This is a genomic window from Candidatus Dojkabacteria bacterium (assembly GCA_030583845.1).
Taxonomy (GTDB): domain Bacteria; phylum Patescibacteriota; class Dojkabacteria; order SC72; family JAHDCA01.
In genome coordinates, this window is sequence record CP129478.1 from 390846 (window position 1) to 412645 (window position 21800).

At 45.6% G+C, this 21800-nt stretch carries 22 protein-coding genes; 8 read left to right on the forward strand and 14 right to left on the reverse strand.

What is annotated here, in order from left to right:
• Positions 1 to 223 precede the first annotated feature (223 nt).
• From rpsT to recF, 5 genes are all read left to right on the forward strand, one after another.
• Positions 224 to 520 (forward strand): 30S ribosomal protein S20, encoded by a 297-nt coding sequence (rpsT, locus tag QY318_01770; protein ID WKZ31470.1) that lies wholly within the window; start codon positions 224 to 226, stop codon positions 518 to 520.
• A gap of 25 nt (positions 521 to 545) precedes the next feature.
• Complete coding sequence (locus tag QY318_01775; protein ID WKZ31471.1) at positions 546 to 1046, forward strand: hypothetical protein; 501 nt, start codon at positions 546 to 548, stop codon at positions 1044 to 1046.
• A 25-nt stretch (positions 1047 to 1071) separates the two neighbouring features.
• The gene (locus QY318_01780; GenBank protein WKZ31472.1) at positions 1072 to 1668 is read left to right on the forward strand and encodes a hypothetical protein; all 597 of its coding nucleotides are present in this window, start codon (positions 1072 to 1074) and stop codon (positions 1666 to 1668) included.
• A gap of 75 nt (positions 1669 to 1743) precedes the next feature.
• On the forward strand, positions 1744 to 3576 hold the full coding sequence (gene lepA / locus QY318_01785; protein ID WKZ31473.1) for a translation elongation factor 4: 1833 nt from the start codon (positions 1744 to 1746) through the stop codon (positions 3574 to 3576).
• 79 nt (positions 3577 to 3655) lie between these two features.
• Positions 3656 to 4795 (forward strand): DNA replication and repair protein RecF, encoded by a 1140-nt coding sequence (recF, locus tag QY318_01790; GenBank protein WKZ31474.1) that lies wholly within the window; start codon positions 3656 to 3658, stop codon positions 4793 to 4795.
• A gap of 55 nt (positions 4796 to 4850) precedes the next feature.
• Here the strand turns inward: recF and QY318_01795 are convergent, their stop codons facing one another.
• Genes QY318_01795 through glyA form a run of 5 tightly spaced genes read right to left on the reverse strand, consistent with a single transcriptional unit; the run spans position 4851 to position 10210 of the window.
• Positions 4851 to 6653 (reverse strand): hypothetical protein, encoded by a 1803-nt coding sequence (locus tag QY318_01795; GenBank protein ID WKZ31475.1) that lies wholly within the window; start codon positions 6651 to 6653, stop codon positions 4851 to 4853.
• Positions 6654 to 6698: 45 nt separating this feature from the next.
• Positions 6699 to 7274: a ribonuclease H-like domain-containing protein gene (locus tag QY318_01800; protein ID WKZ31476.1), complete on the reverse strand. Its 576-nt coding sequence runs from the start codon at positions 7272 to 7274 to the stop codon at positions 6699 to 6701.
• A 35-nt stretch (positions 7275 to 7309) separates the two neighbouring features.
• A complete protein-coding gene (locus QY318_01805) occupies positions 7310 to 7684 on the reverse strand; it encodes an SUF system NifU family Fe-S cluster assembly protein (protein WKZ31477.1) in 375 nt (124 codons plus the stop codon).
• A 30-nt stretch (positions 7685 to 7714) separates the two neighbouring features.
• On the reverse strand, positions 7715 to 8932 hold the full coding sequence (locus tag QY318_01810) for a SufS family cysteine desulfurase (GenBank protein ID WKZ31478.1): 1218 nt from the start codon (positions 8930 to 8932) through the stop codon (positions 7715 to 7717).
• Positions 8933 to 8938: 6 nt separating this feature from the next.
• Positions 8939 to 10210: a serine hydroxymethyltransferase gene (gene glyA, locus QY318_01815; GenBank protein WKZ31479.1), complete on the reverse strand. Its 1272-nt coding sequence runs from the start codon at positions 10208 to 10210 to the stop codon at positions 8939 to 8941.
• A gap of 77 nt (positions 10211 to 10287) precedes the next feature.
• On the opposite strand from glyA, the gene QY318_01820 reads away from it, so the two are divergent.
• Both QY318_01820 and QY318_01825 read left to right on the forward strand, forming a co-directional pair.
• On the forward strand, positions 10288 to 10785 hold the full coding sequence (locus QY318_01820) for a hypothetical protein (protein WKZ31480.1): 498 nt from the start codon (positions 10288 to 10290) through the stop codon (positions 10783 to 10785).
• A 65-nt stretch (positions 10786 to 10850) separates the two neighbouring features.
• On the forward strand, positions 10851 to 11549 hold the full coding sequence (locus QY318_01825; GenBank protein WKZ31481.1) for a hypothetical protein: 699 nt from the start codon (positions 10851 to 10853) through the stop codon (positions 11547 to 11549).
• Positions 11550 to 11624: 75 nt separating this feature from the next.
• Here QY318_01825 and QY318_01830 read toward each other — a convergent pair whose 3' ends face one another.
• From QY318_01830 to QY318_01850, 5 genes are all read right to left on the reverse strand, one after another.
• The gene (locus QY318_01830) at positions 11625 to 12491 is read right to left on the reverse strand and encodes a bifunctional 5,10-methylenetetrahydrofolate dehydrogenase/5,10-methenyltetrahydrofolate cyclohydrolase (GenBank protein WKZ31572.1); all 867 of its coding nucleotides are present in this window, start codon (positions 12489 to 12491) and stop codon (positions 11625 to 11627) included.
• A 21-nt stretch (positions 12492 to 12512) separates the two neighbouring features.
• Entirely contained in the window at positions 12513 to 13082 is a 570-nt protein-coding gene (locus QY318_01835; protein ID WKZ31482.1) for a methyltransferase domain-containing protein, read from the reverse strand.
• 131 nt (positions 13083 to 13213) lie between these two features.
• Positions 13214 to 15037: an ABC transporter ATP-binding protein gene (locus QY318_01840; protein WKZ31483.1), complete on the reverse strand. Its 1824-nt coding sequence runs from the start codon at positions 15035 to 15037 to the stop codon at positions 13214 to 13216.
• A gap of 125 nt (positions 15038 to 15162) precedes the next feature.
• The gene (locus tag QY318_01845; GenBank protein WKZ31484.1) at positions 15163 to 15576 is read right to left on the reverse strand and encodes an Hsp20/alpha crystallin family protein; all 414 of its coding nucleotides are present in this window, start codon (positions 15574 to 15576) and stop codon (positions 15163 to 15165) included.
• A 220-nt stretch (positions 15577 to 15796) separates the two neighbouring features.
• Positions 15797 to 15994 (reverse strand): hypothetical protein, encoded by a 198-nt coding sequence (locus tag QY318_01850; protein ID WKZ31485.1) that lies wholly within the window; start codon positions 15992 to 15994, stop codon positions 15797 to 15799.
• Between the two features lie 140 nt (positions 15995 to 16134).
• Here QY318_01850 and QY318_01855 point away from each other — a divergent pair, with 140 nt between their 5' ends.
• Positions 16135 to 16686, forward strand: coding sequence for a helix-turn-helix transcriptional regulator (locus QY318_01855; protein ID WKZ31486.1), 552 nt, complete (start codon positions 16135 to 16137; stop codon positions 16684 to 16686).
• Positions 16687 to 16754: 68 nt separating this feature from the next.
• Here the strand turns inward: QY318_01855 and groL are convergent, their stop codons facing one another.
• From groL to QY318_01875, 4 genes are all read right to left on the reverse strand, one after another.
• Positions 16755 to 18386, reverse strand: coding sequence for a chaperonin GroEL (groL, locus tag QY318_01860; GenBank protein WKZ31487.1), 1632 nt, complete (start codon positions 18384 to 18386; stop codon positions 16755 to 16757).
• A 28-nt stretch (positions 18387 to 18414) separates the two neighbouring features.
• Positions 18415 to 18708 carry a co-chaperone GroES gene (locus QY318_01865; protein ID WKZ31488.1) on the reverse strand — a complete coding sequence of 98 codons (294 nt, stop codon included), beginning with the start codon at positions 18706 to 18708 and terminating at the stop codon, positions 18415 to 18417.
• A 123-nt stretch (positions 18709 to 18831) separates the two neighbouring features.
• The gene (locus tag QY318_01870) at positions 18832 to 19617 is read right to left on the reverse strand and encodes a hypothetical protein (protein ID WKZ31489.1); all 786 of its coding nucleotides are present in this window, start codon (positions 19615 to 19617) and stop codon (positions 18832 to 18834) included.
• Position 19618: 1 nt separating this feature from the next.
• Positions 19619 to 21415 (reverse strand): lipid II flippase MurJ, encoded by a 1797-nt coding sequence (locus QY318_01875; protein WKZ31490.1) that lies wholly within the window; start codon positions 21413 to 21415, stop codon positions 19619 to 19621.
• Positions 21416 to 21800: the final 385 nt, after the last annotated feature.

The window sequence follows — 21800 nt, forward strand, 5'->3', positions numbered from 1 at the left end:
ACAGGTTAGCAGAATCGGCAGTTTAGCACCACCCCGCTAACCTATAGCACGTTCGACAACAGCCTAGATATGCGGTTTTATGTGGATATATTAAATCTAGCCCTGCTACCCTGCCCTACTGATTAATCTTCGACGCCTTATAGGTTAGCGGGGGGGATTATCCTTTACACAGCCACAATTTACCTATATAATCTGACGTTTTACATCGAATATCATTAAGTGAATGGCAAATATTAAGGCCTCCCTTAAATCAATCCGAAGAACAAAGACAGAAACTGTCTATAACTCAAGGTTGAAAAATCGATACAGAAGGGCTATAAAGAAATATAATACTCTTCTTGAGCAGAATGATTTTGAAGCTGCTCAGCAGTATCTACCAAAGGTATACAAGCTTCTAGACAAAGCGGCAAAGAGGAATATTATGAACAAAAACAGTGCCTCGAGGAAGAAATCAAGGCTAACTGTCAAACTTAATCGATTGTCTGCCCTTGATGTCGAAGCTACTGCTACAAATTCTTAAAATATCAATACTTCCGGCGGCGCTCATGATTACAAGCAAGGCTCTTGCTATGTATCTCTCTGTTCGGATTTTTGATATTACCCTCTACATTGATGACAACATTGAGAGCCTCTTCTCAGTTCAGCTTTACATCGATAATTTCGCCCAGGCTCAACTGGTTGAGTCTGTCTCAAACCTTGCAATGCTGCTCTCGATGGGTACAGTTTTCGGATACATAATGATCCGCTACATCCTGTATGAGAACAGCAGGCACGACCCAAGGACGATCGTGAAGCTTACCAAGCTCAATATGACCAAGTGGGTAACCTCGAAGGACACAGTTTTCCTGAAGATTTTCGTATGGGCACTTTTCCTCTTTATTACCTGCGCTATTGTTATCTCTAGCACACTCAAAGGCATGACATATCTATGGATCGGTGTAGCTGCTTTTGTAACCATCATACTTACTGGATGGGGCTTGGTAAGGGCTTTCGAATCTGAATTCGGAAAGGTCTTCCCTTCTGAGCACTCAAATGGTAGCGTATAGCGACATTTCAGGTTACAATATTTTTATGAAATCTCGCGAGCTCAAACGCTTACAATTGAAATATGGTTCGCTTTTAGACCCATTCGCAATCGTTCTGCTCATAATCCTTTACTCGATCCCTATCCTAGCAGTCATCAACCTAACCCCACGCATCCGCCAATCGCTTACCGAGGGGAAATCGGTCCTAGGAAGCCAAGATAACACCGCAGTTGCAGTAACAAACATTACAGGGGTGCACACAGTCATAACCAACGAGGAATTTGACCAGATACTAGCAAATCGGTATGAGTATTCAGCCCGACTCGCGGTCCGCGATGAGGGAAGCTATTCAAAGCCATTTCTCAAAGTCAGCAATCCTACATTAGTAGAGCAAACAGTTGAATTTCTTCCGATGAAAGAGAGCAGCTCGTCCACCGAGCTTGCAGTTATCTTTGACGATGTAAGCTACGTCGTCGCTGAAGCCGATGGAGAGACATTTTCAAGGCAGTTCACCCTAAAACCAGGCGAAGAGAAGGTCGCCTACCTCAGAGTCAGAAATGAATCGAGGGCGAATTTCTCAGAGAGGGTTAAGCTTGAGGTGAATGTCTCGCAAAATTTTGCTTCAGATTCTTCCGAAGAGTAAGCTCATCCCACACACAATCAGCCACTATCAATATACCTTAGCGGTAAAACCTTTTGATGATATAATCATTCCGTTATGAAACAGGAACTGATAAGAAATTTCTCAATAATAGCCCACATTGACCATGGTAAGTCTACGCTTGCCGACCGAATCCTTGAGCACACACTGCACATGAAGATCAAAGAGAAGAAGGTCGAAAGGGTCTTAGATACGCTCGATCTGGAGCAAGAGAAAGGCATCACCATCAAATTACAGGCCGCACGTATGTCCTGGAAAGGTCACGAGCTAAACCTAATCGACACACCGGGCCATGTCGACTTCTCATATGAAGTCTCTCGATCATTGGCAGCATGCGAGGGGGCACTACTTCTGGTCGATGCTGGCCAAGGAATCCAGGCACAGACCATCTCAAACACTCGAAAGGCTCTTGATCTAGGGTTAACTCTCATCCCGGTAATCAACAAAATCGACATCCCTGGGGCTGATATAGAGGCGCGAGTGCAGGAGCTTCATGAACTTTTGGGATTTAATGAAGATGAAATATTAAAGGTATCAGGAAAAACCGGACAAGGTGTTGAAGAGCTACTGGACCACATTATCGAGGTATGTCCCCCACCAAAAGGCGATTCAGATGCACCGATGAAGGCTTTGATCTTCGATTCTTTCTACGACGAGCATAAAGGTGTCGTAGTAGCTATCCGTATGGTAGATGGAAAGATTGGCCATGAGGGCGAGGCTTATGGAAGCCTAAATGCCTTACCAAAGCTACATATTTTACAGAAGCAGGAAACATTTATCCCAACAGAGATCGGTGTGTTCGCACCAAATCTCGAGGAGATTAGCATGCTGGAAGCTGGTGAGGTTGGATATATAGCCACGGGTATGAAAGATATTAAATATTTTGCCGTGGGTGATACGATCTCGACAACCTCTGATGTTGAGGCGCTTCCGGGCTACAAGACACCAAAGCCGAATGTGTTCGCCACATTCTTCCCTGTTGAGTCTGATGAGTACGAGGTACTCAAAGTAGCACTGAACAAGTTGGCACTAAACGATGCAGCTCTCACATTCGCCGACCAGCGCTCAAATCTGCTTGGATCCGGCTTCAGGTGCGGATTCCTGGGTCTCCTACATATGGAGATAGTCCAGGAACGGCTTGAGCGCGAGTACGATGTGAATCTGATCATTACAGCTCCTACCGTTGAGTACCAGATCACTAAGAACAGCGGCGAGGATATCGTAATACAGACTCCACAAGAATTGCCTGATCCATCGGAGATACGAGAGATTCGCGAGCCGTGGGTGCAATTAAAGATCTTCACACCTTATAAATATATCGGCGTACTGATGGAACTGTGCTCTAGGTACCGCGGAAATTACATCAACACCAAGTATCTGACCGAAAGCAGTTCAATGAAAAGCCTTGATAACCAGTACATCACGTTGGAATTTGATATCCCGCTTGCCTCATTGATTTCAAATTTCTTCGACCAGATGAAGAATCTCTCAAGCGGATATGCGTCGATGGAGTACGAATTGATCGATTTCTTCCCTGTTGATCTTGTAAAAGTAGCCGTGCTAGTCCACCACGAGGAGGTGCCGGCATTAAGCTTCCTAGAGACCCGTGATAGAGCTCGTGGACGTGCAGTGAAGCTGCTTGAGATAATGAAGGAGGTGATCCCCCGCCAGCAGTTCCAGGTGCCAATCCAGGCCGCAATCGGCGCTAAGATCATAGCGCGTGAGGATATTCGTGCATTCCGCAAAGATGTGACCGGGAAACTGTATGGTGGCGACTACTCGCGTAAGAAGAAGCTACTTGAGAAACAGAAGAAGGGTAAGAAGCGATTGAAGCAGATAGGCCAGGTGAATATCCCGCAAGAGGCCTTTCTTGCTATACTGAAGACATAAAGGGCTCGATTATCGACGCTTGATTCAGTAAATTTTCGCTAACGAACTACAGGCCGACGCACAATTTCATTACGATTTCATGATAAAAGAATTAAAACTCACCAACTTCAGAAAATTCGAAAAACTTTCATTAATTTTTAATGAAAGGGTCACGATAATCTACTCCGACAACGCGGTTGGCAAGAGCACAATTTTAGAAGCTATCCACATCATTACCAATCAGTTCTCCCCCTTCTCCTCCGACAACAACGAAATCTACAATATCTGGCAGGAGGAGCCAGACTCCCACTTCAGGATCGAGGTTCGCAATAAGCTTGACGATGATGAGGAGCAGCTTGCCCATTTCCAGGATAGAAAGAGCCGTCAGTACTTCAGAAATCGTGCAAAGACCACACGCAAAAAGCTCACTGAGAATGTCGCATCTGTAATCTTCAGCCCCGAGCAGATTGAGATCCTCATGCTCTCACCAGACCGACGCCGTGATTTCATCGACGAGGTAATAGCCAGGCTTGACCCAGACTACCAGGACAATCTTAAAATCCTTCGCCGCACACTTAAGCAGCGCAATTCTCAATTAAAGAAGCTCTCAAAGATCTTTTACGAAAGTGGCATCGTGCGAGAAAATGACCAACAGCTCGCCTACTGGACCAAGCAGTTCGCACATATCTCATCTCAAGTGATGCAGAAGCGAGCAGAAACAATCGACCTTCTATGCAACGACCTGCAAAAGCTAATCTATCTACCATCAGTAAGCATAAATATATTGAGCGACATGGTTAAGTATACTGAGCTTGTGGAATTGCACCTAGAGCAGCTTCAGACCAGCACAAAAAGAGATATAGCAGTGGGACACTCCACGGTTGGCGCACATCGCGATGATTGGAAAATCATGGCCATCAGCAATGAGAAAAATGGTGTTGATCATAGCCAGGCCAAAGATGTGCGGAAATTCGGCTCACGTGGAGAGAAACGGATGGCTGTAGGCCGTCTGATACTGACTAGTCACACTCTACTCCAGGAGAAGCTTGGCTTTGCCCCCACTCTACTTCTCGACGATATCTCATCCGAGCTAGACCAGGGCAATACTGTAAAGATATTGCAGGATGCCATATCGCGAGGTGCGCAGCTGATAATTACAACAATCCATCTTGAGGAGATACCTGAGGAGATCCGTGATCAAGCCGAGGTGCTCAATCTATCCGAGCTGCTCCGAGATTAAGAGCTCAGACCCGATCGGGTCTGAGCTCTTAATCTCGGAGGAATCTTGCGCTTACCTACAAAGCATTCACAAAATCGATACCGTTTACTCTCCCATCGGAGTTCGTATCAGCAGGGCCACCATCGTCGCCATATGCATCAATCACCTGCTGTGGCGTAACGTTCCCACCACCCTGGCATTGAGTACATGTCCCTCCACAACCATCACCCTCGCTACAGCTCCGTGTGACACAATCAGGAATACATGCTCGCACATTTGTTGAGGGCTGAAGATGTTGGCACTCTACCCTATCCGGTGTACATCCAGACCAGATTGCATAGTTTCCAACTGAGTTTGCACCATTAAGATTATCAACCATCACGAAGCCAGCAGCGTAGTAATCGGTTAAAATAGTACTCAGGAAAGGATGGTAGTTCTCGGTCCCCAAGAAACCAGAAAGGTGGGTGTTTAGCGAAGGATTTCCCCCTTTCGCGCCATTTGCGAAAGTTTGCCAAGCGACCTGGTTGTTGTAGTGCCTTGGGTAATGAGAAGGTGGCTCGATATGCAGACCTGATGCTTGCACTACACTATTGAGAATTGAGAAATCGACCTCGGGCATATGCAGATTATTATCATAGTAGTAGGTTGCTATTGTCTCCGCGTTGCTATCTTTCGCCCGAATCTCATTGGCGATCTCATTCATGAAGCGAGCCATATTGTACTTCTTGAAAAGCTCGTAGTTAGCATTTTGTGGAAACGGCACCTGTGAAACAGGTGACTCGTTGCGTGTTGCACGCCACGCATTATATTTTGCCAACTCAACCGTGGAATAATCGACCTGGTAATCGTTCTGATCCCCGATCTCGTAGTCTCGATCGCCAGCGTAACCAGTTGTAAACACCATATTCTCACGGATATGGGAGTAGCTTGGCTCCTGCCAGAGCAGATATCCACGCACATTCACATGATCCTTGTATCGCTCTGCTCCTTCACCGACAACCTTCTTAGTGAAATTAAGAAAAGCATCAGATGAATAGCTTGGGACAGGTGTGTGTACACCAAGATCTGTATCTAGACCATTGAACACCATATCAGCTGACTCGTACACCTGAATCGGTGCGCCAAGATGCTCCATCTCCACACCATTTGTTGTGAGTGGTAGGTGTCTCCCATTTGGATGGGCGTGGCTATCCTGGTAGATCATGATATGCTCGATCCAGTTATAGTTGGATCCATTTACGTTGCTGGATGGATGTCGCATAGCATCAGTCGCGGGATCAGACATGCAGTAGCCTTGTGCAATTTTCTGTGCGATTGTCATACCTGGCCCCCAATCTGGCCTGCACCAATACCACCCCATCAGCGAGTAGTACGAGTATGGGTATGGCGCCTGACCTCCATAAGCTGAGGTATTAATTAAGAAAAAAACTTCGATCCCATTTATCCTTGCTAGATCCACCAGGTCATCATAGTAATCATAGTCAGGATTGTTAAAATCAACGAAATCGTTGATCTTGTTGGTGCCGCCAGGATGGTTGGATGGCAAACTATTATCTTGGCTCCATCTTGGTGGATATACATCCTTTGTATCCAAGAGAATCTGAAGCACATGTGGTTTGTGGTATGCGAGCATGGCATTGAATTCACCCTGTAGCTGAGCATAGTCTGTCGCGTGATCATACTTCATGAATTTATAGCCGCCCATCTGTGTCTCGGGTTTGAAGACCCACGGGGACGAAAGCGGAGCCCACCACAGATTCCACGTTTTATACCCCCCTTGAGCCTTCACTGGTGCTGACGAGGGTACATATCCAATGAGTACCAGCATCATTACGAGCATCACAAAGAAGTATTTTGAGTATTTCAGGAGCCTTTTCATCCTCTAATATAGCACTTTGGCTGCGTGGTAGTAATTGTGGCAGGCCTAGAACAGGCTAAGGTTCTGATCATCTACGACAACTCCCTGCTTTTCTCCGAGCGACCAATCGATCTCGGCCTCTTTCAGGAACCCGCTTCTATCATAATATTTGATTACCCCATGCTCTACGCCATAGTCATAAAGCTCCATGGTGACTTTCACATCTTGCAGGCAGTATTTCTTGAGGCTCTCAAGGTCGCCGGATACCCAGTAGCGCACTGCATCAGCCCCACTCCCGTTCTTGCCGTGGCCAAGTGTTGCATTGGCGACGTCGTCTAATTTAGGCCGGAAGCCAATCTTCTTCTGAATTGCCACCATCAGATCTATCTGCGGCAAATTCATGACATCCTCGCCAAGGTAGTTGGCGATAACCGGCATGTCGAATGTAAATCCGTTGTAGTGGACTATCTTATCTGCACCTTTCAGCATCTCCCCCAGCTTTTCCATGTCCGATTCCCAGAAGTCGTAACTCTTGCCCGTCGCAGAATCGATTACCCCTGTGTAGGAGATCTTCATGTCTTTGATCTGAAAGGCATCGCCGCTTGTCCAGTCATTTTGTGTTTCAATATCAAGAAAAATCATATGATTAATTATATTTGAGGTTGATTAAATTATCGTTAAACAGCGCGTGGTCTTATAGCCTTCTCAACTGCCTTAGCTGCTAGCGTGCCGCATTTTATGCGTCCACTACTCTCATCCATGTTGATCAGCTTGAGCGAAAGCTTCTCTAGATCGTGTAGCTCTTCTACTTTCAATCCTTTAATTTGGTCTGACAGCATAGATGCTGCAGCGATGCTTATTGCACACCCACGAGCCTCGAATTTTACATCATTCACCACCCCATTTTCCACCTTTAATGTGACTTTCACCTCATCTCCACATGATGAGTTGGTTTCCTCAGCCTTATGAGTGCAATCATCCAATACCCCATGGTTATGTGGGTACTTGTAATGGTCGATTATCTGCTGCTTGTACAATGTTTCTTTCTTCATCAGCTTCTACTGTGAGATTTCATTAAATTTTCATGAAAACTGTCCAACTACCTCTTTTAGGCTATCAATAAAATAGCGGATCTCATCCAAGCTGTTGTATGGGGCTACACTTATTCGAGCTGTTGGTCCAAATCCGTACCGCTCATGCAGCGGCTCGGCGCAATGGTAGCCGGCACGGATAGCGATACCTCGCTCATCCAACGCCCCTGCAATATCATGTGGATGTATGCCATCGATACTAAAGGCAACTACACCGTAATGCTGCTCGGGATCTTCACTGCCAAAAATCTTGAGGCTCTTTATCCCTTTCATCCCAAGCATTGCTGTTTTGACTAGCTTGCTCTCATGATTGTGCAACGAATCATACTCGAACTGGTCGGAGAACCAACTTATTGCAGCATCTAGGCCTACCCCGCCAGCGATATTCGGCGTACCCGCCTCGAATTTCCAAGGCAGATCATTCCATGTGGCACCAGTCTTCTTCACGCTGCTAATCATCTCGCCGCCTCCCATCCACGGCTCAAGCTTCTCACCCCACTCTTTCTTCATATAGAGCACGCCTGTGCCGGTTGGCCCGTACAGTTTGTGGCCAGAAAACACCAGGAAGTCGCACCCTATCTGCTGCACATCTACTTTGACATGCTGAACACTCTGCGCCGCATCCACAAGCACTGCTGTACAATATTTCTTGGCCATCTCGGTGACTTTCGCTACATCATTCTTGCAGCCCAGCACATTTGAGATATGCACTATGGAGATAAGCTTTAGCTGCTCTTTATATTTCTTGGTCAAGAAGTTGAGATATTCAAGATCGATGGTAAAATCCGGAAGCATCGGGATCCACTCAATGCGTGCGCCAATTAGCTGCCAAGGGACAATATTGCTATGGTGCTCCATTTCGGAGATTGCTATCACCCCTCCCTCTTCGACGATCTGCTTCCCTACGGTATTGGCTATCAGGTTGATTCCTTCAGTCGCATTGCGTGTGAAGATTATCTCTTCCTCTGATTGCGCATTTATGAACGTAGCGGCTCTCTTATGTGCGTCTAGCCACAGATTGGTGGCCTCGGCTGCAAGAGTATGAATGCCACGATGAATGTTGGCGTTATGCTCTTTGTAGAAATCATTCATGGCTTCGAGCACCTTCTTCGGCTTCTGGGTGGTAGCTGCATTGTCGAGATAGACAAGCTGATGCCCATTTATATCCCGAGATAGTATTGGAAACTGTTTTCTTAGACTCTCATTCATCCCCGATTATACCCCACGCACCGGAAACCCGCTTGCGAAGCTCTTAACCTCTTCGGCTACCTTGCTTATCGCTGTCTCATCCGCTAGATTGCCCATCACTTGATGCATCCAGCCGGCAATCTTGACCATATCGGCCTCTTTCATCCCACGACTTGTGAGTGTTGGAGTACCTATGCGAATCCCGGACGGCTTCCAAGGTGTAGATTTCTCGCCTGGTACAGTATTCTTATTTACAATAATATTTGCTTGCTCAAGTGCGATCGCTACCTCGTGGCCGCCCAGACCGTTCGCGCTCAGGTCTAGCAGAACCAGATGCTTATCAGTCCCACCTGAGAGCACTTTGTATCCCTGCTTTACTAATTCTTCCGCCAACGCCTGCGCATTTGCGATAACTTGCTTTGAATAATCAATGAAATCAGGTTGCATCGCTTCTTGTAGTGCAACTGCAATACCTGCAATGCTATGGTTCATCGGACCACCCTGCAATCCAGGCATTACTGCCCTCTCGATTTCGGCCATGCGCTCAGGATTGGAGAAGATCATGGCCCCAACTGGCCCTCTCAATGTTTTTCTAGTCGTCATCGTTACAACATCTGCATATTCAAATGGTGAGCTTAGCACACCTGCAGCAATCAACCCCGCCTCATGGGCGACATCGGCCATATAGATAGCTCCAACCTCTTTGGCAATCTCACTAAGGGCCTTGTAATCAATATCTCGTGGATATGCAGTACCACCCGAGATAACTATCTGTGGCATCACTTCCTTGGCTTTAGCACGGATTTTTTCATAGTCGAAATAGCCTGACTCCTCATCCACATGGTAGAAATATGAGTCGTACACCTTGGATGTAAAGCTGATAGGCTTGCCTGTATCTGGCAATTTCCAGCCGTGCGAGAGGTGACCACCATCATATAGCATCATCGCCAACATCTTAGCTCCTGGCTGCAACAGTGCGTTGTAAACAGCAAGATTTGCAACACTTCCGGTTACTGCCTGCACGCATACATTCCACTTCTCTGGGTCTAACTTGTATAGCTGCAGTGCTCGCTCTTTTGCGAGCGCCTCGATTGAGTCGATATGCTTATTTCCCTGATAATATCGCTTGCCTACCTGCCCCTCGGAGTATTTATTCATGACAATTGAGCCAACAGCCTCTTGAACTGCCTGGCTGACGAGGTTTTCGGATGGGATCATCTCGAGCTGCTCTTTAAGACGCTGCTGCTCGTCGGTGATGTATTGGGCGATTTGTGGGTCGGTTTGTTGGAGTTGCTTCATGTTTTGCGATGATATCATGGATTTTGTTGTATATAAAGGGTATAATCCGCGGCAATGTAAGATTTACCAAGCATTGCATGAAACCGTATAGAACGGAGAGCGCACCACTACCCGAAACCTTCTCAGACTATTTGTTGGGATGCCTAACCACAGAGGAAGCAGCTACGTTTGATGAAACGCCTGCGGCACAATATCTTTTACAGAAGTTAACAGCTGTATTTTTAAACCCGGCAGAAGAGGCTCCAGTAGTCCAAGCATTAATCGACGTTTCGGCAAGAGTTACTCGTCGAAATGACCATTGCAACAAACGTAGAGTAGCAGTAACACCAGGACAGTCGTTACTGCAGATGATTGATCTGGACGATTTGGCGGACTCGCCCTATTCTTATACATTATGGATACTGTTACACTATGCTAACGTCTCCGAGGTAGCAACTACTCGCAAAATCTTCACTATTCTGGGGCAAAAGGCTCAATTCTATCAGATGCTCCAATGCGGCGGGCGACAAGATATCGCTCGATATGAAGAGGAAGATTACGAATTCAAATCACCTGATGACTCCAAGAACCATTAACACTGCATAGACAGGGATATACACAGGTGGTAGATTTAAATGATAACCTATAACCAACAAGATCTATGAATCCGAATCAAACAGCAGGAACCACCGAACCTACAAACAGCACTACTCAGCAGCCAACAGTTGTAGCTGAACAACAGCCACAACTTACATTGGACCAGCAGATAGACCTCGCCCTCACTGGATTTGAGAGTTACCCTGAGTCTAAGAGAGCTATGACTATCTTGTATGAATCAGTCATGCATGATGGATCTGACATTGCGAAAAGGGCATTGCTGTTATCCATCGATATGATCTCCCAGCAGGCACCACTGAATGAGTTCCAATTGCCGGGTGCGTTTGCAAAGGCACGTAGAGCGGAGCTGCCTCTGATCTGGACTGAGTATTTACCACGAATAACTGCTGCTCTTCAAGATTACCAACCGAATGTATACTCTGGGATCAATATCTCTGAGGCTCTATTCGTAGTTGCAGGTATGCTTATAAAGAGAAGAGAGAGTCGCAACAGAGGTGAAGAGTTCTTTAGAGAGGCAGCGGTAGCAGCTATTGCATCTACTATTCCACTTGATTTTAAAGAGAAAGGAGTTACAAGTTTCATCGGCGAGAAGGGAGTATATCTTGAAGCAAAAACCGTTCACGACCTTATTAAGGCAGATCAAAAGGGTGGGTATCAAGATATGCCAACAGACGATCCACGTGTAAGAGACGTGATTCTCGAAGCCACAAGGTTGTATGACACAATCGCAGGCACGTTATAAATCTTGCATGATATCTTATTCCAGAATTTACTGAGAGATATACTACCTCGCTAGAGGCTTACACTCCTCAAAATTCTAGTTTGATAATTGCATATTCGTCGCTGCCTGACTATTCTTCCATCCAGAATAAACATTCATCATCAACGCCGCTATCGTCATCGGTCCAACACCACCCGGCACAGGAGTAATATACGATACAAGATCCTCTACAGCTTTAAAATCCACATCGCCGGCCAATTTCCCATCCGCCCCCATTGAGATTCCCACATCCACTACTACAGCCTCTTCTTTAATGAATTTTTCATTAACCAAACCAGCCTGTCCTGTAGCAGAGATTAAAATATCTGCTGTTCGACATATCTCTTCCAGCCCAACTGTCTTAATATGGCACACTGTCACGGTTGCATCGCGAGCCATCATCATTAAAGAGAGCGGGATCCCTACTACCTGAGATTTTCCGATTATCACTACACTCTTCCCTTCAACTTCAATACCATATTCATCAAGCAGCAGCATAATTCCAGCAGGAGTTGCTGGGGCGAACACTTCACTACTGCCGACAGCCAGCCCACCAAGACTTGCTGCAGTTAAGCCATCCACATCTTTTTTCACATTAATTTCATTAATTAGCTCCGCACTATCCCAGCCACCTGGCAATGGAAGCTGGATCATGCATCCATCGACGCTGTCACTGCTGTTAACCGTCTCAAGATCGACCAGTACCTCGCCCTTGCTGGCGTCGGTGGCGTACTCGTGAAGTGTCATTGTGTAGCCCAAGCGCTCGGCGACCTTCTTCTTCATCTCGACATATTTGCGGCTGCCGAAATCATCACCAATCAAGAATATATCCAAGCGGGGCATGCGCATATTCTCGTGACGAGACAGTTTCAGCTCGATATCGGCCAATATCTTCTCTGAAGTTTTCTTGCCATCCAGAAGCACCAATTTACAACCCTGCTTAAATTATTTTTTGCGCCACACCGATACCTTATCATTCCTCTTCGTGCCTACCTCATATACCTCTACGGAGTTTTCCGCTTCAAATTTCTTGCCAAATCCAAATGCCACCGATACGACTATTGCACCCGAAGGCAATTCATTCACCAGACGTTCCATCATGTCCGCTACAAAGCCTGTGGTCATGTAGAGATACACTTTATTGTATTGTGAAAAGTCGGCCTCACGTACATCTTTTTTCATGAATTTAATGTTGCGCAGACGGTTAATTTTGGAGGAGCAGTTGCTCCAGAATATCAACGCCCTATTAATATCCATGCCGGTAAATTGTGCCTCGGGAAACTGCTTGGCTGCAGTTATCAAGAAACGACCACTCCCCGACCCTATATCTATAACTCTATCGCCAGGCTTTATCTCCAACAGTTGGACAGCTTTCTTGAGCAGTTTCTTCTCAACGGGTACAAATGGTACTGGATCTCTAAAAGAAAAGGCTACTATCAAGGTTCTACCGATCATAAATAGCGCCAATCCGTAAAAAGGGATCATGATAAGCAGTGCAATAAGCTCTTTCGACATGGGTGTGAGAGTCAACTAATATATGATATGGCTATTATACGGTTTGACAGCCCTTTTGTGGAGATCACCCGACCACCCGACCCACTTGCCCGACCCACTTGCGAAGCAAGTGGTCGGGTGGTCGGGTGCCCTTAAGAAGCTTCTACCTCCTTGAAAAATGCCCCTTTCTTCTTCATCAACTCCTTGTACGAGCCAGACTCCACAATCTTGCCGTGCCGCAAATAGTAAATCCGGTCAAACTCCTCCAGATTATCGACATTTCGAGTGATGTAAAGCAGGATTCGATCATCGCTGTTTACCAATTTGAAAATATTGTCCAAAATATTCTTCCGCGACACACTATCAACGTAGGTGAACGGCTCATCCATTAACATAATGTTGCGGTCACGGTAGACCATTCGGGCGATTGCGATTCGCTGCCAATAGCCTGCCGGGATCTCACGACCACCGCTGAAATATTTTCCAAGCAGCTGATCATCTTTCAAGCCTTCCGATTTCATGAATTTGCTCACCCCTGCGACCTCCTTAGCAAATTCATACCTACTACGATTTACCTTGACAGACTCACCAGTCAGCATGATATTTCGTTCTATCGTGAAGTTGTATCTGACAAAATCCTGGAATACCACAGCTACCTGATTCTTAAGCTCACCCCTTTCTAACTCGCGCACCGAATAATCACCCAAAAAATACTCACCAGTCTGGAGCGCATAAAGACCAGACAAGATTTTGACTAGTGAGCTTTTGCCTGAGCCATCACCACCGACGATTGCTACCTTCTCCCCTGGATTTACCACCATACTTATGTTTTCCAGAGACTTCTCTTTATCACCAGGATAGGTGAAGTCGACCTTATACAGCTTCAGGGTTGGCGTGTCGCGCTTGCTTAATTTCATATTCCCGGATTCTAGGTCGCTAAAACCCTCATATTCAAGCAGTGCAAAAAACTCGTCTGTATAGGATATATCGTCGAGCAGTCTGAATAGATTCCTAATTACCGAGAAGCTACCATTATATGCGCTCTCCGCATAGTCATAAAGTGCTTTAAAATCACCGATTGTGAGTCTCTTCGTAATCGACACAAACAGTGTATAGATGATAAACACGACAAAAAGAAGTCGACCAATCATCGCGAAAAACGAATTATCGATATAGAAGTGCTTCTGAAGCTCGGTCAGCTCCTTGTTGAATGAGAAATTCCCATCCCAATACTTCTGCTTAATATATTTGTACACGTTGTTAACACGTAATTCGGGGAAATTTGGTATCTCAAGCGCTATATACCTGAGATAGTTAACGAACTTAATCCCACCGATTTGCCTCTTTCGAAATTTCCTAATCTTATTCTCTCCGAAATACATCACTACTGGCTCAGCGATACTAATCAACACCAAGGTCACGCTCGGCCACCCTATCACCTCATACAGAATCACCATCGAGCTTACCGTTCTAATAAGCTGCTGCACGACAGTAGTAAACGTGTCATATGATGTGATGAGTCGTTCAATAGAGTAATTGGGCACAAATGCAAGCAGCTCCTGGAAATCAACCCTCTCAACCTCCTGCATATTCTCTGTCGACACCTTATCTAGCACCTCTTTCTCCCCTTCTAGCAATACTTCCCTGCTAATCCTGTCGAGGAGCCACACCCTGAGGTTGTTAAGCCCCTTCACTACAATCCAAATAGCGAGCCCGATCATCAGGAAATAAAACGAATCTGTAAAAAAATATTGTGTGATATCGAAACTCTCCCAGCTATGCAGAACATCCGCCGTAGCATCAATAAACTGGCCACCAACGCGGATAAGGTAAAGCTCAAGGATTGTGATTATCAAAAAAGCAGTATCTCTAGTCAATGCAGAAGCCGGAGCCTTCTTGTAGACATAGGAAACTGTTTTGAAAATTGTGTGAAATGTCCTACGGATCTTCCCAGTCTTGGACAGCTTCTTTTCCATTCCCATCATAATAGTATATGGGTATGAAAAGAGCTACCCACACCATCAGAGAAAGATGTGGCCCACTTGCAAGCAAGTGGGCCACATACATTTACAAACTACCGAGGGATATAATCCAGTAACGACTACCCTACCTTTACTTCAATGCTTTTCGGCTTAACCTCTTCTCGCTTCGGGAGAGTTACTTGGAGAATCCCATCTTTAAAGGTTGCCTCTGCCTTATCAGCGTTAACAGCAACAGGAAGATCAGATGCACGTGAGAAAGACAATGAGCGTATCTCCTTGCGGTAAAACTTTTTATCTTTATTGTCCTCCTCATTTTCCTCCTGCACTGATCCAGAAACAGTTATCATATTAGACTCAATCTGTATCTTAAGATCATCCTTGCTGAAGCCTGGCGCTTTAACCTTGACGACGACATTATCTTTATCTTCATAAATGTCCATCTGGACATCATCATAAGATTGGAAATCTACATCCCAATCCCAGAAGTCTCGTGGTACACCTTTCCACGGGTTCCATACTGCAATTCTTGACATAGTCAATTTTGTTAAAAATTAAATATGTAAATTGTAATGGGACCCGACCACTTAGCATTAGTAGAGCTCAAAAATGCTCGAAATAAGCCATAAATCCAAATAATTGACTTATCACTTAATCTATCAGTACTAAGTGGTCGGGTCCATTGGCACAGACTAGAGACTCCCAGCCGCACCAAGGTTATATAATATAACAATTAGCAGACACGGCCGTCAAGTGCTAGTCACTTTGCTTTAAGTAGTTCTTAAGATTTTGAAGTTGGAGGATACACTCCTCCAATTTCATCATCGCATATTTACGAGCGCTGTTTGTGGCACCATCTTCGTTAATTACTGCGAACATCTCCTGTATTGTCTCGACAACTTCCGACAGCACTATCCCCACTTTGTATACAATTGTCTCCCCAGGATCTTTCATGGGCATGATTAGAATTAATTTAGTCTTACATTTTAATGAATTTTAGATATAATCTCACTCACAATATAGAAACGGCTTCTATATAAGGACACTAGGAATCTATATACGGTAGAAGAAACCCCAACTAGAATTTCTAGTATATGAACTACAAGTTAATAGGTGAGCAGATCCGTAAATATCGCAAGAGGCTAGGATTAACTCAGCAACAATTGGGAAAGGAGATTGGGGTATCCTGGGAAATGATTTCAAGGTACGAGCGAGGTGCTAGTAGCCCTTTGGCTAAAATTAACAAGCTAGCCGAAGCACTCTCTGTCGGACCGGTTGACCTCCTTACCGAGGTACAAAGCTCAGTTCGCGAAGGCACACTCTCCTCACAGATTCCATTGTTCACAACAATCCCACGCGGCTTTGATTTCTCAAACAAGGTTGGTTACTACTACTCGGCCCCAGAGTGGATTATCCAGACTGACAAAGAAGCCTTTGCTATCGACCCAACTATTGTAGAAGCGAAGAATGTACAAATAAGTGGAAATGGTCCTCTGTTTATAAGCCCTACCTCACAGCCTACAGAAGGAGACCTTGTGGTCTATAAAGATGGCTCTAAACTGGTGGTGGACAAGTTCAGTGGTACGATTGAGTCTTCGACGGTCGTCGGTATAGTACTTGCACAGGAGCGCCGTTTCGTCGAATAATCATCCCTTCAAAGGTCAAACAAAAAGGGGCTTTTCAGCCCCTTTTCTTTCTCCATACCCATCCTCGATTACATCATACCTGGCATTCCACCACCCATGTCACCCATACCGCCAGCTGCTGCGCCTTCCTTCTCAGGCTCGTCAGCTACTACTGCTTCGGTAGTGATCAACATAGTTGCGACAGATGCGCCATATGTAAGAGCAGATCGAGTAACCTTTACAGGGTCAGAAACGCCTGCTGCCATAAGATCTTCAAACTTGCCTGTTCGGGCGTTGAAGCCTTTCTTCTCATCTGATTTGTCGGCTACAACTGCGCCATCGAAGCCAGCATTTTCAGCAATCTGCTTCATAGGCTCGCTCAATACCTTTCGCAAGATCTCGATACCTATCTGCTCATCTTCGTCCTCTACCTTTACCTTATCCAATACCTTGCGTGCGTTGTGAAGTGCCAAACCACCACCTGCCACTACACCCTCTTCGAGAGCAGCGCGGGCTGCATGGAGTGCATCCTCTACACGGTCTTTCTTCTCCTTCATCTCAACTTCAGATGCTGCACCTACTTTGATTACAGCTACACCACCTGAAAGCTTGGCCAATCTCTCCTGGAGCTTCTCCTTGTCATAGTCAGATGTAGTATTTGCAACCTGAGCCTTGATCTCTGCGATTCGAGCCTCGATTGCTGATTTCTCACCGGCGCCATCTACAATGATAGTGTTGTCCTTGTCGACAATCACTTTCTTAGCAGAACCAAGATCTGTCAGATCTACTGAATCCAAGGTCTTGCCGACCTCTTCAGAGATATATGTACCGCCTGTAAGGACTGCAATGTCCTTGAGCATATCTTTCCTTCGATCACCAAATCCTGGAGCCTTAACTGCTACAACATTTAGGGTCCCTCGGAGCTTGTTTACAACCAAAGTTGCCATTGCCTGATTCTCAATCTCTTCTGCGATGATAAGCAGTGGTCTGTCTGCTGCTTGCAATACCTTCTCTGCCATTGCCTGAATATCCTGCAATGTCGAGAGCTTCTTATCTGTGATGAAGATATATGGGTCGTCCATCACTGCCTCCAATGTCTCTGCATCGGTTACGAAGTAAGGGCTTACATATCCTCTATCGAACTGCATACCCTCGGTGAATACAACCTCGTCTTCGAAGCCTTTGGCATCTTCAACTGTGATTACTCCATCCTTACCAACCTTGTCGAATACATCGGCGATCAGCTTGCCCAGATCAGCATCGTTGTTTGCTGAGATTGTTGCAGCCTGCTCTATCTCATCTCTTGTTGAGATCTTCTTTGCAGAATCTTTGAGATTCTTTACAACTGCTTCAACGCCTTTGTCGATACCACGCTTGATAGCGATTGGATTGCCGCCGGCAGTTACATTTCGCAAGCCTTCGGTTGCAATTGCCTGCGCGATAACTGTTGCTGTTGTTGTACCATCACCTGCTTTATCAGCTGTCTTTGATGCGGCCTCTTTGAGCATCTCTACACCCAAGTTCATGAATGGGTCTGAGAGCTCGATCTCCTTTGCAACTGTGACACCATCCTTGGTTACAACCTGTGTGCCATATTTCTTAGCGAGGGCTACGTTACGGCCTTTTGGACCGAGGGTTACTTTGACCGCATTTGCGATCGCATCAATTCCCTCTTTAAGCTTCTTGCGTGCCTCTTCGTCGAATATAATCTGCTTTGCCATTTTTAATGAATATTTAATAAATTAACTCTTATTTAGCAAGAACTGCCAAAATCTCCTCTTCCTCGAGGATGTAGTAAAGCTGACCATCAATCTCGATCTCGTCCGGTGCATATTTCTTAAAGAACACTCTGTCACCAACTTTTACTGAGAAAGTAAAATCTTTCTTGCCAGTACCAAGCTTAACAACTACGCCTACCTCAGGCTTCTTATCGCCCTGTGCTGTAGGTGGAATTATCAAACCTCCCGATGTTGTCTCCTCTGCCTCATCAGGCATTACGACGACTCTTGATCCGAGTGGCTGAAGTTTTGCATCTTTTGCCATTTTTTATGAATAAAAATTTAATTAGATATATACATGAATTAGCAAACACCATTTGATGTTGCTAGAAGATTTTAATGTCATATGGCAGAATCGTCAAGCCTAATTTATCAGATATTAAGCCAGCTAATTCCTTCTCCCTTTGATAATTATAGAGCCTTCTTCAAGCTCTATGTTCTCGATCGTATGCGAAGCGTAATTATTATCATTTACCGTGAGCACAGCGTCATAGTAAGCCCGATTAATCGTATGTTTTAATGAATTCAGTCCAAGATTCTCCAGATTTACCGGACCAACATAGATATCCTCTACAAATATTTCAGCACCCTCAACCGCATCCTTTACCACCACAAGATGCAGCACAGGCAGTGCCTCCTCTTGAGCAGATAGTTGAATATAGACGTTCCACTCCCCATCTGCTGTCTCGAGGTAAAATTTCTCAAGCTCGAGATACTCCGGGAGTGCATCGGCGATAGTATCAGCAAACAGAACAGCCGCTTCTTCCTTGGTTAGTTCTACAAAATTCAGCTCCTCTTCACTATCAACAAAGCTGTCGATCTTCACAAGTGCACTATTACGTTGGGGGGTGTAATCGAAAGCTGCGATATCTACCTCAATCACATTGCTTGTCGCGAGATCCCTGTTGAAGCCTTCTTCCCACTGCATGTAGCTATAGATCAGGTATGCAACTACACCCACGATGATTAGGAAGAGTATAGTTAGTAGCAAAAATATCACTCCACAGCAGCCTCGCCTTTTCTTCTTTCTCTTTGGGCTGGCGGCCTTAACTTCTGCAGGCCGGTCAATCACTTCGACTGGCTCTACCTGTGCGACTGGTTCACTCTCCTGCACCTTTGGCGCCACCTGCTCAACCTGTGGAACCGGGTTGTGCTGTGTAGCTTGGGGCTCCATCTTAAACGGCGAATTTCAGTTTACGTCTGACGAAATCTATCCCTTTATTGACCATCGAGACCTCACTTAGTCCCGATAGATAACTGAGCAAAAGGTAAACAGATCCACCAACTATTGCTGTAACAATAAACAAGAGGATAATGTTGGCTGTTCGAGTTGTGTCGAGAGAGAAGTCTGTCAAACGGTAGATGAAGTACATTACCGCACCCATGACAAATGCGTTTACCATCATCAATGAGATCGGCTTGAAAGTGCGCGCCCAGCTAAGCACTGCAACCTTCCTATTCAAGAAGAACATATTTAGAGTCATCTCTACAACAAATGCGATGCTGAGGCTAAGTGCCAGTCCACCAACCGAGGCATTTGATGCACTCCTTGTGGTCATCCAGGTCCATATATCCCCTTGGATTGAAGAGGCAATGTCCAGCAATGATGCGCTACTCTCTGGAGACAGTCCACTCCCTATCTGGATCAGCAGCTCAGACAAGATTGGACGCCAGTCAACATAGTGGCTGAAGAAATTGGTGAGGTAGTAGCTACAGACAATGTTTACAACTATTGTAATCACCGTAACAAGCAGCGGTAGCTTAGTTTCGTGCAATGCAAACAAGCCCCTTAGAGTGATTGCATTTCCCGCCTGGGCGATCATTGAGCCCGCCAACAGAGCTAGCGACCATGCTGTTACAACCGTTGCTGTCCAGTTTCCCTCAAATGAGAAAACCAACCTCACGATTGGCAATCTAAGCACAACCATAGCCACAACGCATGGCAGGATAATGAACATCATCTGCTTCAGAGATTTATTAAACTCGGTTACGAACTGATCAAGCTTATCACGGGAGAAATACTCGGCTAAGTTTGGCAAGGCCACAAGTGAGAAAGCACTCACAAAGATCTGCACAGGGAAAAGATGCAGGCTCATCGCATATTCAAAGGCACTCAATGCACCCGATGCGATGTTAAATGCGATCAGGGTGTTGATGACGCTGCTAATCTGCTCACCAAGGAAGGCAAGCATCCTTGGGACGGCGAGACGGATGATTTCCCAAAGTCCTGTTACATAAAACTTAGTCCTCACCTGTATATCTTCAAGATGCTCGATCTTCAGGTGGATCTTCACGAATTTGACGACTATCGGAATCTGCACTGCAACATGGAGCATCGACCCAAGAACCATAGCCCAAGCTAGCCCTTCGACCCCCATGTCGTAATACCCCACAAATATGATTGAACCGAAAATCATACCTACGTTATAGAGCAGCGGCGCTAAAGCCGTTACGAAGAATCTCCTGTGGACCTGTAAGAACGCCGTAATTATTGAGCTCACGCTAAGGAACAGCGGCGAGAGCAACATGATTCTTACCAGGAGCAGGAGAAGCGCCTTCTCTTCTTCACCCGCACTTACACGCAGGTTGCTACCCAGATAGCCCGATTCTAGTATAAACTCACTCATTCCAGGCGTAAGTACATAGAGGACAAACACCATAAACATCGAGAATATCGCTATCGCACCACTCGTAACCAAGAACAACTTGAGCAGCTTCTGTTCGCCGCGCTTCACCCTCACATCCATGAATACAGGGATCACAGCGGCATTAATTGTACCTGCAATGATAATGTTGAAAATCGTCTCGGGCACAAGAAAGGCTGCCCAGAATATGTCGAGCTCTGAATCTATACCGAACTGATCTGCAATAAGGCGTAGCTTGAAAAAACCAAACAGCTTGGTAAAGAAGAGGATTATCGAAATGATGATTACAGTATCCCGTCTGGCAAAAAGCTTCTTAAGAAAACTCATGACTTTTGGTTAAATAAATAGTTGTAGAATATAAGTTTCAACGTAGTAGTTTGCTTAAAATGCGTGTCATTTAGCGAAAATTAAGCATCGGGAATTATGATATACGTTCCAATAACTTTTATCAACTCACTATTTTCATACGAAATTAACCTTTGGGAATTACAATTAGAGCAGTATGCTCAAAACCCTCCTTAACCTTCTTTTTCCAGTATTTTGCATTGGCTGTGGCAAGAGTGGAGGCTGGCTTTGCTCGAGATGCGCGAAGCGACTGATTCCAACAGTTCCCGAGTGTTTTGTGTGCAGGCGAATTTCGGGCGGTTATCGAACTCATACCACCTGCGTTCGACCGAGTTCCCCTACTCGCGCAATCCCGCTCTGGAGATAT

Excerpts from the sequence above, each read along its gene's own strand:
- QY318_01865 (WKZ31488.1), bottom strand. The coding sequence starts at position 18,708 with ATGGCAAAAGATGCAAAACTTCAGCCACTCGGATCAAGAGTCGTCGTA.
- groL (WKZ31487.1), bottom strand. The coding sequence starts at position 18,386 with ATGGCAAAGCAGATTATATTCGACGAAGAGGCACGCAAGAAGCTTAAA.
- QY318_01835 (WKZ31482.1), bottom strand. The coding sequence starts at position 13,082 with ATGTCGAAAGAGCTTATTGCACTGCTTATCATGATCCCTTTTTACGGA.
- QY318_01855 (WKZ31486.1), top strand. The coding sequence starts at position 16,135 with ATGAACTACAAGTTAATAGGTGAGCAGATCCGTAAATATCGCAAGAGG.
- QY318_01775 (WKZ31471.1), top strand. The coding sequence starts at position 546 with ATGATTACAAGCAAGGCTCTTGCTATGTATCTCTCTGTTCGGATTTTT.
- rpsT (WKZ31470.1), top strand. The coding sequence starts at position 224 with ATGGCAAATATTAAGGCCTCCCTTAAATCAATCCGAAGAACAAAGACA.
- recF (WKZ31474.1), top strand. The coding sequence starts at position 3,656 with ATGATAAAAGAATTAAAACTCACCAACTTCAGAAAATTCGAAAAACTT.
- QY318_01795 (WKZ31475.1), bottom strand. The coding sequence starts at position 6,653 with ATGAAAAGGCTCCTGAAATACTCAAAATACTTCTTTGTGATGCTCGTA.
- QY318_01845 (WKZ31484.1), bottom strand. The coding sequence starts at position 15,576 with ATGTCAAGAATTGCAGTATGGAACCCGTGGAAAGGTGTACCACGAGAC.
- QY318_01825 (WKZ31481.1), top strand. The coding sequence starts at position 10,851 with ATGAATCCGAATCAAACAGCAGGAACCACCGAACCTACAAACAGCACT.
- QY318_01840 (WKZ31483.1), bottom strand. The coding sequence starts at position 15,037 with ATGGAAAAGAAGCTGTCCAAGACTGGGAAGATCCGTAGGACATTTCAC.
- QY318_01805 (WKZ31477.1), bottom strand. The coding sequence starts at position 7,684 with ATGAAGAAAGAAACATTGTACAAGCAGCAGATAATCGACCATTACAAG.
- QY318_01850 (WKZ31485.1), bottom strand. The coding sequence starts at position 15,994 with ATGAAAGATCCTGGGGAGACAATTGTATACAAAGTGGGGATAGTGCTG.
- QY318_01875 (WKZ31490.1), bottom strand. The coding sequence starts at position 21,415 with ATGAGTTTTCTTAAGAAGCTTTTTGCCAGACGGGATACTGTAATCATC.
- QY318_01820 (WKZ31480.1), top strand. The coding sequence starts at position 10,288 with ATGAAACCGTATAGAACGGAGAGCGCACCACTACCCGAAACCTTCTCA.
- QY318_01810 (WKZ31478.1), bottom strand. The coding sequence starts at position 8,932 with ATGAATGAGAGTCTAAGAAAACAGTTTCCAATACTATCTCGGGATATA.
- lepA (WKZ31473.1), top strand. The coding sequence starts at position 1,744 with ATGAAACAGGAACTGATAAGAAATTTCTCAATAATAGCCCACATTGAC.
- QY318_01870 (WKZ31489.1), bottom strand. The coding sequence starts at position 19,617 with ATGGAGCCCCAAGCTACACAGCACAACCCGGTTCCACAGGTTGAGCAG.
- glyA (WKZ31479.1), bottom strand. The coding sequence starts at position 10,210 with ATGAAGCAACTCCAACAAACCGACCCACAAATCGCCCAATACATCACC.
- QY318_01780 (WKZ31472.1), top strand. The coding sequence starts at position 1,072 with ATGAAATCTCGCGAGCTCAAACGCTTACAATTGAAATATGGTTCGCTT.
- QY318_01800 (WKZ31476.1), bottom strand. The coding sequence starts at position 7,274 with ATGATTTTTCTTGATATTGAAACACAAAATGACTGGACAAGCGGCGAT.